15 protein-coding genes are annotated in these 17,467 nt (G+C 61.7%); 4 read left to right on the top strand and 11 right to left on the bottom strand.

All coding sequences use genetic code 11. The features are described 5' to 3' along the window. Nucleotides 1-96 precede the first annotated feature (96 nt). Complete coding sequence (locus tag AC07VV_RS26420) at nt 97-1,134, top strand: patatin-like phospholipase family protein (RefSeq protein ID WP_096821052.1); 1,038 nt, start codon at nt 97-99, stop codon at nt 1,132-1,134. On the opposite strand, the gene AC07VV_RS26425 is transcribed toward AC07VV_RS26420, so the two are convergent. The 6 genes from AC07VV_RS26425 to kdpF are packed head-to-tail and all read right to left on the bottom strand — an operon-like array spanning nt 1,131 to nt 9,030. After that, nucleotides 1,131-1,829 carry a response regulator gene (locus tag AC07VV_RS26425; protein WP_102620456.1) on the bottom strand — a complete coding sequence of 233 codons (699 nt, stop codon included), beginning with the start codon at nt 1,827-1,829 and terminating at the stop codon, nt 1,131-1,133. The two genes, AC07VV_RS26420 and AC07VV_RS26425, sit on opposite strands and share 4 nt — an antisense overlap. 48 nt (nt 1,830-1,877) lie before the next feature. Further along, on the bottom strand, nt 1,878-4,529 hold the full coding sequence (locus tag AC07VV_RS26430) for a DUF4118 domain-containing protein (protein ID WP_495037924.1): 2,652 nt from the start codon (nt 4,527-4,529) through the stop codon (nt 1,878-1,880). Between the two features lie 28 nt (nt 4,530-4,557). Further along, complete coding sequence (kdpC, locus tag AC07VV_RS26435; protein ID WP_096821049.1) at nt 4,558-5,103, bottom strand: potassium-transporting ATPase subunit KdpC; 546 nt, start codon at nt 5,101-5,103, stop codon at nt 4,558-4,560. A 57-nt stretch (nt 5,104-5,160) separates the two neighbouring features. Beyond that, nucleotides 5,161-7,227, bottom strand: coding sequence for a potassium-transporting ATPase subunit KdpB (gene kdpB, locus AC07VV_RS26440; RefSeq protein ID WP_495037925.1), 2,067 nt, complete (start codon nt 7,225-7,227; stop codon nt 5,161-5,163). A gap of 10 nt (nt 7,228-7,237) precedes the next feature. Beyond that, nucleotides 7,238-8,932, bottom strand: coding sequence for a potassium-transporting ATPase subunit KdpA (kdpA, locus tag AC07VV_RS26445; RefSeq protein WP_495037926.1), 1,695 nt, complete (start codon nt 8,930-8,932; stop codon nt 7,238-7,240). An 8-nt stretch (nt 8,933-8,940) separates the two neighbouring features. Further along, complete coding sequence (gene kdpF / locus AC07VV_RS26450; RefSeq protein ID WP_007963673.1) at nt 8,941-9,030, bottom strand: K(+)-transporting ATPase subunit F; 90 nt, start codon at nt 9,028-9,030, stop codon at nt 8,941-8,943. A 302-nt stretch (nt 9,031-9,332) separates the two neighbouring features. Here kdpF and eat point away from each other — a divergent pair, with 302 nt between their 5' ends. After that, entirely contained in the window at nt 9,333-10,697 is a 1,365-nt protein-coding gene (gene eat / locus AC07VV_RS26455; protein WP_249482877.1) for an ethanolamine permease, read from the top strand. Nucleotides 10,698-10,827: 130 nt separating this feature from the next. After that, entirely contained in the window at nt 10,828-10,995 is a 168-nt protein-coding gene (locus AC07VV_RS26460) for a DUF2897 family protein (RefSeq protein WP_096821045.1), read from the top strand. A gap of 46 nt (nt 10,996-11,041) precedes the next feature. On the opposite strand, the gene AC07VV_RS26465 is transcribed toward AC07VV_RS26460, so the two are convergent. After that, the gene (locus AC07VV_RS26465) at nt 11,042-11,893 is read right to left on the bottom strand and encodes an urea carboxylase-associated family protein (protein WP_495037927.1); all 852 of its coding nucleotides are present in this window, start codon (nt 11,891-11,893) and stop codon (nt 11,042-11,044) included. Between the two features lie 175 nt (nt 11,894-12,068). Between AC07VV_RS26465 and AC07VV_RS26470 the strand changes: the two genes are divergently transcribed. After that, nucleotides 12,069-12,626 carry a TetR/AcrR family transcriptional regulator gene (locus AC07VV_RS26470; RefSeq protein WP_495037928.1) on the top strand — a complete coding sequence of 186 codons (558 nt, stop codon included), beginning with the start codon at nt 12,069-12,071 and terminating at the stop codon, nt 12,624-12,626. Here the strand turns inward: AC07VV_RS26470 and fabF are convergent. The 4 genes from fabF to AC07VV_RS26490 all read right to left on the bottom strand — a co-directional run bounded on the left by fabF (nt 12,623) and on the right by AC07VV_RS26490 (nt 17,382). Further along, on the bottom strand, nt 12,623-13,897 hold the full coding sequence (fabF, locus tag AC07VV_RS26475) for a beta-ketoacyl-ACP synthase II (RefSeq protein ID WP_495037929.1): 1,275 nt from the start codon (nt 13,895-13,897) through the stop codon (nt 12,623-12,625). The genes AC07VV_RS26470 and fabF overlap by 4 nt on opposite strands. 32 nt (nt 13,898-13,929) lie before the next feature. Beyond that, on the bottom strand, nt 13,930-14,724 hold the full coding sequence (locus AC07VV_RS26480; RefSeq protein WP_495037930.1) for an SDR family NAD(P)-dependent oxidoreductase: 795 nt from the start codon (nt 14,722-14,724) through the stop codon (nt 13,930-13,932). A 217-nt stretch (nt 14,725-14,941) separates the two neighbouring features. Further along, entirely contained in the window at nt 14,942-15,277 is a 336-nt protein-coding gene (locus AC07VV_RS26485) for a ComEA family DNA-binding protein (protein ID WP_495037931.1), read from the bottom strand. 110 nt (nt 15,278-15,387) lie between these two features. Beyond that, nucleotides 15,388-17,382 carry a polysaccharide biosynthesis protein gene (locus AC07VV_RS26490; protein WP_495037932.1) on the bottom strand — a complete coding sequence of 665 codons (1,995 nt, stop codon included), beginning with the start codon at nt 17,380-17,382 and terminating at the stop codon, nt 15,388-15,390. Between the last annotated feature and the right edge of the window lie 85 nt (nt 17,383-17,467).

The raw sequence follows: 17,467 nt of genomic DNA on the forward strand, positions 1-17,467 counted from the left end.
CGAAATAACGACGCCACTGCCACCCCGAACGACCGTGACGATTGTAGCCCGGCCCTCGATGGGTGCATTGTGGAAACCTGTCGGGGAGGAAGTCTGATGAAAAAGCGTGTCGCACTGGTGCTGGGCTCCGGTGGCGCCCGGGGCTATGCCCATATCGGGGTCATCGAAGAGATTGAACGGCGTGGTTACGACATCGCCTGTATTGCCGGTTGTTCGATGGGCGCTGTGGTCGGCGGGATCTACGCCGCCGGCAAACTCGACGAGTACCGCAACTGGATCGAAAGCCTGGATTATCTCGATGTGCTGCGGCTGGTGGACGTGAGCTTTCGCCTCGGTGCGATCCGTGGCGAAAAGGTCTTCGGCCAGATCCGCAAGATCGTCGGCGAGATCAACATCGAAGACCTGCGCATCCCTTACACGGCGGTGGCCGCCGACCTCACCAATCAACAGGAAATCTGGTTTCAGGAAGGCTGCCTGCATCAGGCGATGCGCGCCTCGGCGGCGATTCCCAGCCTGTTCACGCCAGTCATGCAAGGCAACCGGATGCTGGTGGACGGCGGGATTCTCAACCCGCTGCCGATCGTGCCAGTGGTATCGAGCCACTGCGACCTGATCATCGCGGTCAATCTCAACTCGACCAACCAGCGTCATTACAAATTGCCGGTGATACAGCGCCCTGCCGCGTTCCGCACACGCTTCGACAGCCTGATCAGTTCGCTGGGATCGAAGATGCCGTTCCGCCGCAAACAGGCCGAGCAATTGCTGTTGCTGGAACAGGAAGCACTGCGCGCCGAAGCGGCGGAGATCAATCCGTGGGTCGAAGGCGCGGAGCCTGAAACCCAGCAACCGGCCGCCGCCCCCGAACGTGACGGCGCCCCGAAATCCGCCACCGGTTCGTTCATCATCGATAACGTCGGGCCGGCGTCATTGCTGGACTTGATCAACCAGAGTTTCGAGGTGATGCAGACCTCGCTGGCGCAGTACAAGATCGCCGGGTATCCGCCGGACATCCTGATCAACGTGCCGAAGCGGGTGTGCCGGTTCTTCGAGTTCTACAAGGCGCCGGAGCTGATCGCGCTGGGCCGCGAGATCGCCCGGGACACCCTCGACCGCTACGAGAGTGAACAGAACTAAAGGCTGTTCTCGTTCAACAACCGATAACCAACGCCGGCCTCGGTCACGATGAACCGTGGCCGGGTCGGATCGTCCGCCAGCTTCTGACGCAGGTGTCCCACCACGATCCGCAGATAGTGACTGTCCTCGGTGTGGGTCGGGCCCCAGATGTCCTTGAGCAATTGCTGCTGGGTGATCACCCGTCCCGGGTGCCGCGCCAGTTGCGCCAGCACGGCGTATTCCTTGCGGGTCAGGGCGACTTCGACGCCGTCGAGCAGCACCCGGCGATAGGCCAGGTCCACCGTCAGCGGGCCAAACACCAACGCCGCTTGCTGCGCTTCTCCGGCCGGCGCCTGGCGCAATAACGCGCGGACCCGGGCGAGAAACTCCTGAATGCCGAACGGCTTGGTCACGTAATCATTGGCGCCGCCATCCAGCGCCTGGACTTTCTGCCCTTCGCTGGCGCGCACCGACAGCACCAGCACCGGCGCCGTGGCCCATTCGCGAAACTCGCGCAAAACTTGTTGGCCGTCCATGTCCGGCAGGCCGAGGTCGAGCACCAACAGGTCAGGTTTGTTCAGCGCAGCCTGAGCCAGGCCTTCGGCACCGGTGCCGGCCTCCAGCACTTTGTAGCCTTGGGAAACGAGGCTGATGCGCAGGAACTTGCGGATCTGCGGTTCGTCATCGATGACCAAAATGGTCGCGGTCTGAGTCATGAGTTCACATCAACACAAAAGAGTGGCAAGAGAGTAGCGCAGCGCGGATCAGGCTTCACCGTCCATCCCCGGTTGCGCCTGCAAAGGCAGGTGCAGGGTGATGCAGGTGCCGTGTCCGTCGATACCGTCGCCGACACTGATGCGCCCGCCATGGGCGCCGACCATGCCCTGACAGATCGCCAGCCCCAGGCCCGTGCCCTGCCCGCCACGATCCCCCCGGGCGGCGGTGTAGAACATGTCGAAAATCTTCGCTCGTTCATCGACGGGAATCCCCGGCCCTTCATCACTGACCGAGAAAAACACCTCGCTGTCATCCGCGCCGGCACGCAATTGCAGACGGCCGTGGGACGGCGAAAACCGCGCGGCGTTTTCCAGCACGTTGACCAGCGCCTGTTCGATCAACGCGGCATGGACGAACAGCAGCGGCAACTCGGCCGGCACATCCGTGCTCACTTGCAACGATGACAGCACCGCCCGCAGACGATTGAGCGCACTGCCGACAATGTCCGCCGGCGATACCCAGTCCCGCGCCAGTTTCAGGGCGCCGTGACCGAGGCGAGTCATGTCCAGCAGATTCTGGATGTAACGGTCGAGACGCTCGGCTTCATCGCGAGTGCCTTCGAGCAACTCGCGGCGATCCTCCAGCGGGATCGCTTCGCCTAGGGCCAGCAGGCTGTCGATGCTGCCGCGCATCGACGTCAGCGGCGTGCGCAGATCGTGAGACACCGAGGCCAGCAAGGCGCTGCGCAGCTGTTCGGTTTCGCCGTGCAGGCGCGCGGCTTCCAGGTCATCGGCCAGTTGCGCCCGGGCCAATGCCTGGGCCAGCGGCTGGCTCAGCGCGGTCAGCAAGCGACGGCGTTGCCCGCTCAATGTCTGGCCTTCTTTGGCACACACACCGAGCAGCGCCAGCGGCCCGTCTTCCACCGACAGCGGCCACCACCACCAGCGACCGAACGGCAAGGTGCCGGTGCCCATGCCCGCCGGTTGATCGTGTTGCCAGGCCCAGTCGGCGGCGGCGCGTTCCGCATCGGTGAATTGCAGCGGCCCGCCGGTCTCGACTTTCCAGCCGCCCTGGCCATCGCGATTGAGCAGGCACAATTGCAGATCGCTCCAGCCATTGAGGTGCTGCGCAGCGGCACTGACCACGGCCTGACGGTCGGTGGCGGCAGTCAGTTTGCGCGACAGGTCGAGCAGTTCGGTGGTCTCTTCCTGGGTATCGCGCAACGCCTGCAATTGCCGACGCTGACGCGCCGCCAGGTTACCGGTGAGCGCCGCCATCAGCAGGAAGAACAGCAAGGTCAGTACGTCTTCTTCGCGCTGGATAGCGAAGGAAAAATTCGGCGGGATAAACAGAAAGTCATAGGTCAGAAACGACAGTGCCGCACAGGCCAGCGACGGCCCAAGGCTGCTGCGCACCGCCACCAGCAATACTGCGGCGAGGAACACCAGCGAGATGTTCGGCAACGGCAATACGCTGGACACCGCCCACGCCAGCGCACTGGCCAGAATGGTCGCCACCAGTGCCAGCGCATAGTCGAACCACACCAGAGCGGGCGCCGTCCGCAGGCGTGCCGAATGTTGTTTGTGATCACTGTCCAGCACGTTGATTTCCAGACCGTGGGACTGACGCAACAAACGCGCCGCCAGACCACCGCCGAACAAGCGCCGACGCAGGCTCGGCCGCGACTGGCCGACCAGCACCAGACTTGCCCGGCGCTCGGTGGCGTGCTGGATCAAGGTCTTCGCCACTTCGCCGGCCCGCAACAACACCACTTCGCCGCCAAGCCGCTCGGCCAGTTGCTGGGCGCTTTGCAGGCGCAGGCGTGTTTGTTCATCGCGCACGCTGCCGTTATCGACGTGCACCAGACTCCACGGCAAATGCCGACGCTGGGCGACGCGACTGGCATGACGCACCAGCCGTTCGGCATCGGCATTGCCGTCGACCCCGACCAGCAAACGTCCGCGCACCGCCGGCGCAGCCTGGCCGAGCTGGCGATAGCCCTGGGCAAGATCGTTATCGACCTGCGCCGCGGCGGTCTGCATCGCCAGTTCACGCAGTGCGGTGAGGTTGGTCTGGGTGAAAAACGCATCGATCGCGGCCCGTGCCTGTTCCGGCACGTAGACCTTGCCCTCGCGCAAGCGCTCGAGCAGTTCCCGAGGCGGCAGGTCGATCAGCAGCAGTTCGTAGGCTTCCTGCAGCACCCAGTCCGGCAGGGTTTCACGCACCTGCACGCCGGTGATGCCGCGCACCTGATCGTTGAGGCTTTCCAGGTGCTGGACGTTGACGGTGGTGTAGACGTCGATGCCGGCGGCGAGCAGTTCCTGAATGTCCTGCCAGCGTTTGGCATGGCGACTGCCGGGAGCGTTGCTGTGGGCCAGTTCGTCGACCAGCACCAGTTTCGGTTTTGCTGCGAGCAGGCCGTCGAGGTCCATTTCCTCCAGCGTCACGCCACGGTATTCCGAACGCACCAGCGGCAGTTGCGGTAAGCCGCCGAGCAGCGCTTCGGTCTCGGCGCGACCGTGGGTTTCGACCACGCCGGCGATGACTTTCACGCCCTGACGCAACTGGCTGTGAGCCGCCTGCAACATCGCGTAGGTCTTGCCCACGCCCGGCGCGGCGCCGAGAAAAACCTTGAGCCGGCCACGGCCGTCGCGGGGCAGGTCTGCTAACAGCGCGTCGGCGCGGCCGGAGTCACTCATGCTTGAAGGTCTCTTCCTGATTGATTCATTACAGCTTTTCCAGCGCCATGTTCAGCGCCAGCACATTCACCACCGGCGGGCCCACCAGCGGCTGTTCGATGTGTGCGTCCAGCAACTGCTGCAGGGTCGCCACCGGCACATTGCGCGCTGCCGCGACACGCGCCAGTTGATAGGCAATCGCGGCCGGTGGCAAGTGCGGATCGAGACCGCTGCCGGACGTGGTCAGCAGCGCCAGTGGCACCGGGCCCTGACCGGGCACCTGCAACTTGTTGGCGTCATCGATCACCCGCGTGGCCAACGCCGGATTGCTCGGCGCCAGGTTACTCGCGCTGCTCGACACGGTGGCAAAGGCACCGGCTGAAGGACGTGGATGGAACCACGCATCGCCGACAAAATCCTGAGCGATCAGGGACGAGCCGCGCACCTTGCCTTCGGCGTCGTGCACCAGGCTGCCGTTGGCCTGCTCGGGGAATGCGACTTGCGCGACTCCGGTGACCACCAGCGGATAGGCAACGCCGGTGACCAGGGTCATCAGCACCAGCAGGCTCAGGGCCGGACGGATCATTGTGGACATTTCAGACTCCTCGAATTCGTGCTTGAAGCGGTGTGCCCGGCACACCGCTGTTCAGGTTCAAACCAGATGCAACGCCGTCAACAGCATGTCGATCGCCTTGATCCCCACGAACGGCACCAGAATCCCGCCCAGGCCATAGATCAGCAGGTTGCGGCGCAGCAGCGCCGCCGCACTCGCCGCCTGCACCCGCACGCCGCGCAGGGCCAGTGGGATCAGCACGACGATGATCAGAGCGTTAAAGACGATGGCCGACAGGATCGCGCTCTGCGGACTGCTCAGGTGCATGATGTTCAGCACGCCCAGTTGCGGGTAGATCGCAGCGAACAGCGCCGGCAGGATCGCGAAGTACTTGGCCACGTCGTTGGCGATGGAAAAAGTCGTCAGCGCGCCACGGGTCACCAGCAATTCCTTGCCGATCTGCACCACGTCCAGCAGTTTGGTTGGATCGCTGTCGAGGTCGACCATGTTGGCCGCTTCGCGCGCCGCCTGAGTGCCGTCGTTCATCGCCATGCCGACGTCAGCCTGGGCCAGCGCCGGGGCATCGTTGGCGCCGTCACCGCACATCGCGACCAGACGACCGTCGTTCTGCTCGTGACGGATGCGCGCCAGTTTTTTCTCCGGTGTGGCTTCGGCCAGCACGTCGTCGACGCCTGCTTCAGCGGCAATCGCGGCAGCGGTCAGCGGGTTGTCGCCGGTGACCATCACCGTGCGAATCCCCAGCTTGCGCAGCTCGGCGAAACGCTCGCGGATACCCGGTTTGACCACGTCTTTCAGATGAATCGCACCGAGCAGTTTGCCGTCGGCGCAGACCAGCAACGGCGTGCCACCGCTCTGGGCAATCTTGTCGATTTCACGAGACAGGCTCGGGGCCAGATCCGAACGTTGTTGACCGATAAACCCCAGCAACGAATCCACTGCACCTTTGCGGAATACGCGGCCCTGATAGTCGACACCGGACAAGCGGGTTTCCGCGCTGAACGGCACGGCGGTCAATACCTCCAGCGCAGGTTCCGCTTGCGGATGCAGGCCACGCAGGTACTCGACGATGGACTTGCCTTCGGCGGTTTCGTCGGCGAGCGAAGCAAACAGCGCGCCTTCGGCCAACTCGCGGCCACTTACGCCGGGGGCGGCATACACCGCGCTGCAACGACGGTTGCCGAAGGTGATAGTGCCGGTCTTGTCCAGCAGCAACACGTGCACGTCGCCCGCTGCTTCCACTGCACGACCAGACTTGGCAATCACGTTCAGGCGCACCAGACGATCCATCCCGGCGATACCGATCGCCGACAGCAGACCGCCGATGGTGGTCGGAATCAGCGTGACCAACAGCGCCACCAGGAACACCAGCGGCAGGCTGCCATTGGCGAAGTGAGCGAATGGCTGCAAGGTCACGACCACCAGCAGGAAGATCAGGGTCAGGCCGATCAGCAGGATGTCCAGCGCCACTTCGTTCGGAGTCTTCTGGCGTTTGGCGCCTTCGACCAGCGCGATCATGCGGTCGAGGGTCGATTCACCCGGGTTGGCGGTGATCTTCACCAGCAACCAGTCGGACACCAGCCGCGTGTTGCCGGTGACGGCGGAACGGTCGCCACCGGACTCGCGGATCACTGGCGCCGATTCACCGGTAATCGCGGCTTCGTTGACCGCCGCGATGCCTTCGATGACCTCGCCGTCACCGGGGATCATTTCCCCGGCCTCGACGCGCACCACATCGCCCTTGCGCAGGCTGGCGGCCGGCACTACCTGAAAGCTGCCGTTGGCCAGTTTGCGACGGGCGCTCAGGCCTTCGCTGCCAGCCTTGAGGCTGTCGGCCCGGGCCTTGCCACGACCTTCGGCCAGTGCTTCGGCGAAGTTAGCGAACAGCACGGTGAACCACAGCCACAGGGCAATTTGCGCCGCGACGAAGGTCGGCACGACGTTGTCCGGAATGAAGCACAACACGGTAGTGAAGATCGCCGTCAGTTCGACCACCAGCATCACTGGCGAGCGCACCAGTTGGCGCGGGTCGAGCTTGACGAACGCCTGCACCAGCGCCGGACGCCACAGGGCGCTGATCGCGGTTTTGGGCGCTTCTGCCGACTTGGCAACTACCGCTGGTTTTGAAGCTGGAACATGCATATTCATGATGGATTCCTTAGAAGCCCATGCTCAGGTGTTCGGCAATCGGGCCGAGCGCCAGGGTCGGCAAGAAGGTCAGGCCGCCCACCAGCAAAATGGTCACGGTCAACAGGGTCACGAACAGCGGGCCGTGGGTCGGGAAGCTGTTCTGGCCAATCGGGGCGGTTTTCTTCATCGCCAGGCTGCCGGCCAGGGCCAGAACCGGGAGGATGTAACCGAAGCGACCGATCAACATGCCCAGGCCGAGCATCAAGTTGTGGAACGGGGTGTTGGCACTCAGGCCACCGAACGCCGAACCGTTGTTGGCACTGGCCGAGGTGTAGGCGTACAGCAACTGGCTGAAACCATGGGGGCCGGGGTTGCTGATAGTCGCCGCCGGGCCAGGCAGTGCAGCGGCGATCGCGCCCAGTACCAGCACGCCGACCGGCATCACCAGCAAGGTCACGACCAGCAGTTGCACTTCGCGGGCCTGGAGTTTCTTGCCGAGGTATTCCGGGGTGCGACCGATCATCAGGCCGGCGAGGAACACCGCGATCAGCACGTTCAGCAACATGCCGTAGAGCCCGGCACCGACGCCGCCGAAGATCACCTCGCCGACCATCATGTTGACCAGCGCGACCATGCCGCTGAGCGGGTTGAGGCTGTCATGCATGCCGTTGACCGAACCGTTCGACGCCGCAGTGGTGGTCACCGACCACAGCACAGTGGCGGTGGTGCCGAAGCGCACTTCCTTGCCTTCCAGCGGTGCAGTCTGTTCGACGGCCACGTTGTTCAGCGCAGGGTTCGGCTGATACTCGGCCCACAGCGAAGTAGCGCCGCCGATGAGGAACAGGGCGAGCATGCAGCCGATGATGGCGCGGCTCTGACGCAGGTCCTTGACGTAGTGGCCGAAAGTGAACACCAGCGCCACCGGGATCAGAATGATCGAGGTGACTTCGAACAGGTTGCTCCACGCGGTCGGGTTCTCGAACGGATGCGCCGAGTTGACGCCGAAGAAACCGCCGCCGTTGGTGCCCAGTTGCTTGATCGCAATCTGGCTGGCCGCCGGGCCCAGCGGGATCACTTGATCGACGCCTTGCATCGTCACCGCATTTACATATTGCGCGAAGGTCTGCGGGACGCCCTGCCACACCAGATACAGCGCCAGCAGCAGACACAGCGGCAGCAGACCGTAGAGGGTGGCGCGGGTCATGTCGACCCAGAAGTTACCGAGGGTCTTGGTCGATTTGCGACCGATGCCACGGCACAGCGCAACCAGTACCGCGAGGCCGGTGGCGGCGCTGACGAAGTTCTGCACGGTGAGGCCGACCATCTGGCTCAGGTAGCTGAGGGTCGCTTCGCCGCTGTAGGACTGCCAGTTGGTGTTGGTCATGAAACTGACGGCGGTGTTGAACGCTTGCGTCCACTCCTGACCCGGCAGGTTTTGCGGGTTCAGCGGCAGGTGATCCTGGAACAGCAGGATCGCGAACAACAGCAGGAAACCCGCGAGGTTGAACGCCAGCAGCGCCAGCGTGTACTTCTGCCAGCTCTGTTCGTCCTGCGGATTGACCCCGGCCACGCGATAACAGCCGCACTCGACCGGGCCGAGAATCGGCGTCAGCCAGGTGCGCTGACCTTCCATCACCTTGTAGTAGAAGCGCCCGAGGAACGGCGCCGGCAGCAACACCAACGCGAAAAACGCGAGGATCTGCCAATAGTCATAACTGTGCATAGCCGCTCCTAGTTCCGGTCCGCGCGCAACAGCGCAACCAACAGATAAATGAACAGCCCCGCTGCCAGCAGCAGGGACACCCCGTCCAGAACGCTCATGGAAGATCTCCGTGTTACGGCGTATTGCCGCGTGTGGAGGCATTGTCGGAAAGGAGGCTGTAAAGGAACGAGACCGAGGGTGCGGGCGGGGCATAAAGAATGCGTAAAGAGTGGGTTTATGCCTTCTTTACGACGGTATCTGGTGGGCGGCGCACCTGACTGGCGCACAGAAATGTGGCTATCGAGTCGCGAACATCCCCGATACGACAGCTTTCAGCCCATTGCGACCCGCTAATACAAAATGGCACGCCCACTGCACACGCCCTCCCCCGAGCTTTCAAAACCGTTCAGGGAGCAAACGCATGAACACACAACTCAAACCCACGCTGGGCACGTTGCACCTGTGGGGCATTGCGGTGGGGCTGGTGATTTCCGGGGAGTACTTTGGCTGGAGTTACGGCTGGGGCGTCGCGGGGACACTCGGCTTTCTGGTGACGTCATTCATGGTCGCGACCATGTACACCTGCTTCATTTTCAGCTTCACCGAACTGACAACGGCGATTCCTCACGCAGGCGGGCCGTTCGCCTACAGTCGCCGGGCGTTCGGTGAAAAAGGCGGATTGATCGCAGGCCTGGCGACGCTGATCGAATTCGTCTTCGCCCCGCCCGCGATTGCGTTGGCAATCGGCGCCTATCTGAACGTGCAGTTTCCGGCCCTCGATCCGAAACACGCAGCGGTCGGCGCTTACATCGTCTTCATGGGGCTGAACATCCTCGGTGTGAAACTGGCAGCGACCTTCGAGTTGATCGTCTGCGTGCTGGCCGTCGCCGAGTTGCTGGTGTTCATGGGCGTGGTTGCACCGGCCTTCAGCTTCAGCAACTTCGCGCTCAATGGCTGGGCCGGCTCGGACGTGTTCGGCGCACCGGCAATTGCCGGGATGTTCGCGGCGATTCCGTTTGCGATCTGGTTCTTCCTTGCCATCGAAGGCGCGGCCATGGCCGCCGAAGAAGCCAAGGATCCGAAACGCACGATTCCCAAGGCCTACATCAGCGGCATCCTGACATTGGTGCTGCTGGCGATGGGCGTGATGTTCTTTGCTGGCGGCGTCGGCGACTGGCGCACCCTGTCGAACATCAACGATCCGTTGCCGCAGGCGATGAAAGCAGTGGTCGGCGATAATTCCGGCTGGTTGCACATGCTGGTGTGGATCGGCCTGTTCGGGCTGGTGGCGAGTTTCCACGGGATCATTCTTGGTTACTCGCGGCAGTTCTTCGCCCTCGCCCGCGCCGGTTACCTGCCCGCCTCGCTGGCGAAACTGTCGCGTTTCCAGACGCCGCACCGGGCGATCATCGCCGGCGGAATCATCGGCATTGCCGCCATTTACAGCGACGGTCTGATCAACCTCGGCGGCATGACCCTCACCGCCGCAATGATCACCATGGCCGTGTTCGGCGCCATCGTGATGTACATCATGAGCATGCTCAGTCTGTTCAAGCTGCGCAAAAGCGAACCGAATCTTGAGCGGACTTTCCGTGCGCCGTGCTACCCGCTGATCCCGTTCATCGCGCTGGTGCTGGCGGTGGTGTGCCTGGTGGCGATGGCCTGGTTCAATGCACTGATCGGGCTGATCTTCCTCGGTTTCATGGCGGTCGGATTCGGCTATTTCCTGCTCACCGGCCAGTTGCGTGCGAACGCGCCGGCCGATGCGATGCTGACCGGTCAATAGAAGCTGTGCGGGTGTACCGGGCATAACCGGCCTAGAATGGAACCACTGCGATTTTCCATCGCTCAAACGTGGTAAGCAGCATCGCCCGGCGAAATCCTCGCCTGGCGACCTGCCATTAAGGAGAGCCGCTATGCCCTGGTATGCCTGGTTGATTCTGGTCGTTGCAATCGGCTCGATCGTGGGGGGTCTGATGATGCTGCGTGACACCGCCAACAAGGTCGAACTGACCGAAGAACAACGTCAACGCGTTGCCGAGCGCAATGCCGAAGCGGACGTCAAGGACGCGCAGGACCGCTGAACGAAAAACCCCGCCTGAATCGGCGGGGTTTGTTTTTTTATCGCGGTTACTTTTCCCAGTCAGCCTTGGCAATGTGCAAGCCATGCAGGCCTTTGTACGCCGCACGTTCCGGCTGGCTCCAGCCTTCGAGCAGCGTATCGTCCAGACGATAGATTTCCACACCGAGCGGACGGCACACGGTCAGGGGATCCTGTGCATCCGGCCCCCACATCGCCAGCGACAGATCACCGCCAGGGCACGTCGACAATGCACACAGCAAGTCGATTTCCGCGAAGAACTCGAGATAGTCGCCCTTCTGCGCCGGACAGGCTTTCATGAAGTACAGGTCATCGTGGTTCAGGCCCGTGCACTGGAAGATATTGAGCACGTCATGCACATCGAATTCGGTCAGACCGTGCGGTAGTACGGCGCGGGTCAGGTTGGAATGGCAATGATGATGAAAGTCTTCGCCGGTGAGCATCTTGTTCACATAGGGATCGCAGCGCGTACCGAGCAAATCGTGCAGGCGACCGCCATGCTCGTCGATGCCATAACCGGCCAGGCTGTCATCGGTGATAGTTACCAGTGGCCGCAGAAAAGGCAGGTTCGACCAGAGGCGATCGTGGGTGCTGACATGCGCGCCCTGCAGTTGCCGGGTCCGCGCCGCCCACATCCGTTCGCGCGGATCGTGGGCATTCCACACATTGAAGTCGCCCACCTGCGGCCCCACTGGTGTGGTGACACGAAACACATGCCCCGCCGGAACGTGCCAGGCGCGGCCGGTACGGATCGGCACTTCGAATTGCTCGATCAGGGTCCGCGCCCCCTTCTGGTCGCGAATCCGCTCGTAGAACGCCGTATTGACCTGCAACGCCGAACCCTTACTGACCTGATAGGCCGCCGGATAGTCTTTGTACATGGTTCTCCTGCTCCTTCGGTGATGGCAACTTTGTGAGCTGCAACCACTATCCGTGCCAACCGTTGATGGCTGTTACGAACATGTTGGATTCATCGGCAGGCTTTTTAGAAGTAGAAGTACAGTCACCATTCAATTCTCATTGGTTAAGATGGTGCTCTTGTTGCGGAGAGTTTAAATGCGTTACTCGCAAGATCATAAAGCCCAGACCCATCAGCGCATCATCAAGGAAGCGTCCGAACGGTTTCGCAAGGACGGCATCGGCGCGACCGGACTGCAACCGTTGATGAAAGCGCTGGGCCTGACCCACGGCGGCTTTTATTCGCATTTCAAATCCAAGGACGACCTGGTCGAAAAAGCCCTGCAAGCCGCCGGCGATCAGGTCGCAGGCTTGTGCGAGGAACTGTTCGCCCAGGAAAAACCGCTGGAAGCCTTCATCGATACGTACCTGTCCGAGTGGCACCAGACCTCGCCTCATGAAGGCTGCCCGCTGCTGACCATTTCTTCGGAACTGGGATTGCGCGGCCAACCGAGCCCGACCAGCGACGCCGTGCTGAAAGCGCGTCTGGATCAGATCCAGAACACCCTCGAAGGCGAGAACGCGGCCGAACGCAGCATCGTCATCATGGCCACACTGGCGGGCGCGCTCCTGCTCTCACGCAGCGTCGCGGATGCCGGATTGGCGCAACAGATCCTCGACGTCACCCGCGAACACCTCAAACGCTCCGAAGATTAATCCCGCCAACGCTTGAACAACACGCTCGCATTGACCCCACCGAATCCGAACCCGTTGGACAGCGCGTACTCGATCGGCATCGACCGCGCCTGACCGTGGACAATGTCCACGCCTTCGCTGGCCGGATCGGGATTGTCCAGGTTGAGGGTCGGCGGAACGACCTGGTCGCGGATCGCCAGCAGCGTGAAGATCGCCTCAAGACCGCCAGCCGCGCCCAACAAATGCCCGGTGGCCGACTTGGTTGAGGTCACGGCGATTTTGTTCTGCGCTCCAAACACCGACTTGATTGCAGCCAGCTCACCCAGGTCGCCGACCGGCGTCGAGGTCGCATGTGCATTCAGATGCTGCACCTGATCCGGCGGGATACCGGCCTGAGCCAGCGCCAACGTCATGGCTCGCCGGGCACCGCTGCCGTCTTCCGGCCCGGCGGTCAGGTGATAGGCGTCGGCGCTGGTGCCATAACCGACCAGTTCGGCCAGTGGCCTGGCACCACGGGCCAATGCGTGATCCAGCGATTCGATCACCAGCAGCCCTGCGCCTTCACCCATCACGAAACCGTCCCTGCCGCTGTCGAACGGCCGCGAGGCTCGTTCGGGTGTTTCGTTGTAGCCGCTGGACAACGCCCGCGCCGCTGCGAAACCGGCGAGACTGACTCGATCGATAGACGCTTCCGCACCGCCACAAACCGCAATATCGGCCTCACCGGCGCGAATCAGCCGAGCAGCGTCACCGATCGCCTGGACACCCGCGGCACACGCGGTGACCGGTGCGCCAATCGGACCTTTGAGCCCGTGCTGAATCGAGACATGGCCTGCCGCGAGGTTGACCAGAAACGACGGAATGGTGAACGGTGACAAGCGTCGCGGGCCACGGCTGTCGGTGGTACGCACGGCATCGGCGATTGCGCCGAAGCCGCCGACACCGGAGCCGATGATGGTGGCCGTGCGTTCCTGGGCATTGGCGTCCGAAGGTTGCCATCCAGCTTGCTCCAGCGCCTGGCGGGCAGCCTCCATGGCGAACAGAATGAAACGGTCCATCTTCTTCTGTTCTTTCGGCGGCGTCGCCCGATCCGGATCGAAACCGGCTTCGGCGTCCTCTTCCATCGTCGGCACCACACCACCGACCCGGGCCGGCAGATCGGCAACCACCGCTTCCGGCAGGTTTCGCAATCCCGAACGCCCGGCCAGCAAGCGCTGCCAGACAACTTCGACGCCGCTTCCCAAGGGCGAAACCAGGCCCATACCCGTGACAACTATTCGACGCTGATCCATATCGGGTTGACCTCTCACGACTCAAAAGTTTTTTACTTGTATCGGCTGGCCGCCGAGCTGTGGGACAGATTGGGCGCCATCACATGACGTGCGGCAACGAAGGCTTGCCACTCTCCGGCGTCGGGCAGCGAAGGAATGGTGACGAGCTCGCCCTGGTCCAGCCCCGACAGCGCGGCATCGACCATTTCGCCCGCCTCCATGACCATCTCCGCCGGAATACCGCTGGCATCAAAACCGGAACGTTCCCAGATTTCAGTGCGGGTCACTCCCGGCAATACCGCTTGTACCTTGACTCCGGTGCCTTCGAGCTCCGTATTGAGCGACTGAGTGAGGCTCAACACGTAGGCCTTGCTGGCACTGTAGGTGGCATTGAAACGTTCGGGGAACAAGGCGACCACTGACGCGATATTGATGATCGTGCCGCGCCCGGCGCGGGTGAACGCTGCGGCGGCTGCGGCGGCCAGCCGAGTCAGGGTTGTGACGTTCAACTGAATCAGTTTTTCCAGCACCTCGGGATCGGCATTGGCCAGCAATCCATTGACTGCCACCCCCGCATTGTTGACCAGCAGGCTGATGCTGGAATCGCTGCGCAGGCGCTGCTCAAGCTTGAGCACTTCCTCCTTTTGCGTCAGATCGGCCTTCAACACTTCGACGCGGACACCGTGAGCGTCCCGCAACCTGTCTGCTGCAGACTCCAGGCGCTCCTGATCGCGAGCCACCAGCAACAGATCAAAACCACGCGCCGCCAACCGCTCGGCATACACCGCACCGATGCCGGAAGACGCGCCAGTGACCAGCGCCGTACCTTGGGATTTCGGGGAATTCATGACGATACTCCTGGAATGCGTGAGGAATGAGCAGCCTCTGAAAGCAGGAAAGCTTCCGTGGCGAGCGAAATTATTATAGGCATAATCTCATCGCAATATGATAGCCATAATTTTATATATTCCGACGGAAAGGCACTCAGCCCCCTTCGCAGTCCTTCAAGACCGGAAAGCAAAAAGGGCCGGTCAATGACCGGCCCCTTGGCGTTGAACAATCAGCTTAGTTGACTTCCAGCTTGTCGCGATTGCGATCCAGGATCGCTTTGCCGATGCCTTTCACTTCAAGCAACTCATCCACGGATGCAAACGGCCCGTTTGTTTCACGATATGCAACAATTGCCTTGGCCTTGGCCTCTCCAACCCCCGCCAGCTCCTTTTGAAGGGTGGCTGCATCAGCCCCGTTGAGATCGACTTTCTGGACGTCGGAAGTGGCTGACGAGTCCATCACCAGAGGGGCCTTGTTCGCATCGGACGGCGCCACAGGCGCAGCGATTGCGGCAATCGAGGCGCTGGTCAGCAGGGCAAAAATCAGGGAGTAGAAATAACCGGTACGCATAAGTGACGCTCCATCATCAATTGAGAAAGCAGCTTTTCCGAAGCTGCTCCTCAAACTTAGGCGATGATCGGGACAAGTCAAAAATGCGTCCGTTACAGGATGTGAAACAATCAGGGCTCGAGGCGGCGCTGCTGGTGGATCCAGTCGACTATCTCACCGTCCGGTGTGTAGCCGCTGACCGTTTCGCGCAGAAGCTGGCGGACGCGGGAGTAGTCATCCGCTTCGACAGCCGCGAGCAGTTCACTCAGCCGGGACTTCAGAACGTCCCAGGGCAAGTGGTCCTCATTGGCCGTCATGATCATCGGATGCGGCGTGGCAGCAACATTGTCGCCGATCAGCAGTTCTTCGTAGAGCTTTTCACCCGGACGCAAACCTGTGAACTCGATGGAAATGTCGCCCTGAGGATTGCGCTCGGAACGAATACTCAAACCCGACAGGTGAATCATTTTCTCGGCGAGTTCGACAATCCTTACCGGCTCGCCCATATCCAGCACGAACACATCACCGCCCTGCCCCATGGAACCTGCCTGGATCACCAGTTGTGCCGCCTCCGGGATCGTCATGAAGTAGCGGGTGATCTTCGGATGAGTCACGGTCAGCGGCCCGCCGGACTTGATCTGGCTGTGAAACAGCGGGATCACGGAACCGGACGAACCCAGCACGTTGCCAAAACGCACCATGGTGAAGCGGGTCTTGTTGACACGGGAAACATTGGCCTTGTCGCCGAACAGCACCGGAGCCACTTCCCGACTCAGAGCCTGGAGGGTCAACTCTGCCAGACGCTTGGTACTGCCCATGACATTGGTCGGGCGAACAGCCTTGTCGGTCGAGATCAGTACAAAGTTCGAAACACCGGACTGCAACGCCGCTTGCGCCGTGTTGAGCGTACCGATCACGTTGTTCAACACACCCTCGGCAATGTTGTGTTCAACCATCGGCACATGCTTGTAGGCCGCCGCGTGGTAAACGGTGTCGACCTTCCAGGTTTTCATCACATCGAGCAACTTTTCCGGCTGACGGATCGAACCGAGGATGGGCAGCAACCGCACCCGCACCGCCTCCCGGCATCCCCGTTGCTCAAGTTCGGACAGAATGCTGTAAAGATTGAATTCGCTGTGTTCGAACAGCAACAGGGTAGTCGGCCCCAACACAAAGATCTGCCGGCACAACTCCGAACCGATCGATCCACCCGCCCCGGTGACCATCACGGTCTTGCCCCGGATGCAGCGCTCGAGCAGGTCCGGCTGAGCCGGCACCGAATCACGCCCCAGCAGGTCGGCGATATCGACCTCCTGAATATCCTCGACCTTGACCCGGCCACTGGCCAGATCCGTGAAATTAGGCACGCTGCGCACATGAAGGGGGAAGCCTTCCAGCAGATTGAGGATTTCCCTGCGACGCGCCCGAGTCGATGAAGGCAGCGCCAGGAGAATTTCCTGCGCCCCGGTGACATCGATCATCTGTTGAATGTGTTTTGGCTTGTAGACCTGCAGACCCGAGATAGACCGGTCGGCAATACTGGAATCATCGTCGATGAACGCGACAGGACGCATGACCCGCCCCATGCGCAATGCTGCGACAAGCTGGTTGCCTGCGACACCCGCACCGTAGATCGCCACCTTGGTCAGACCATCATCCCGGCTGGCGAACGGTACATGCTGCGCCGCGGTGAACCAGTCACCCATGAAGTACTGGCGCATGCACAGGCGCAGCCCACCGATGATCACAAGGCTCAACCACCAATAGTTGAAAATGATCGAGCGCGGGACGACAGCTTCATGATTGCTGTACCAGAAAACCACAAGCGCCAGGATCAGGGCAGAAAGGCTGACGGCCTTGATGATTGCAATCAGCGCATCGTTGCCGAAATAGCGCATCACGGCACGGTACATACCAAAACGTATGAAAAGAGGAACGGCGATGACGGGAGCGCAAGCGAAAAGCCAGAAATGAATGCGCAGCGGGTTGTACATGTCGTCAATCCCGAGACGAACGATGAACGCCAGCCACAAAGCCATCCAGACCAGAATAATGTCCGTAGCAACCTGGATGAGGCGCTTCTGTCGCCTCGGTAGCCCCAACAAAAACGCTCGTATCTTATCCATAAACCTCAACCGGATGGCCCTTTCCCTGACGACGAATTGGCATTTTACGGGAATTCATGACGGCCGGACCCAAATGTATTGTGCG

The sequence above is a fragment of the Pseudomonas sp. GW821-FHT02C04 genome, assembly GCF_059421845.1.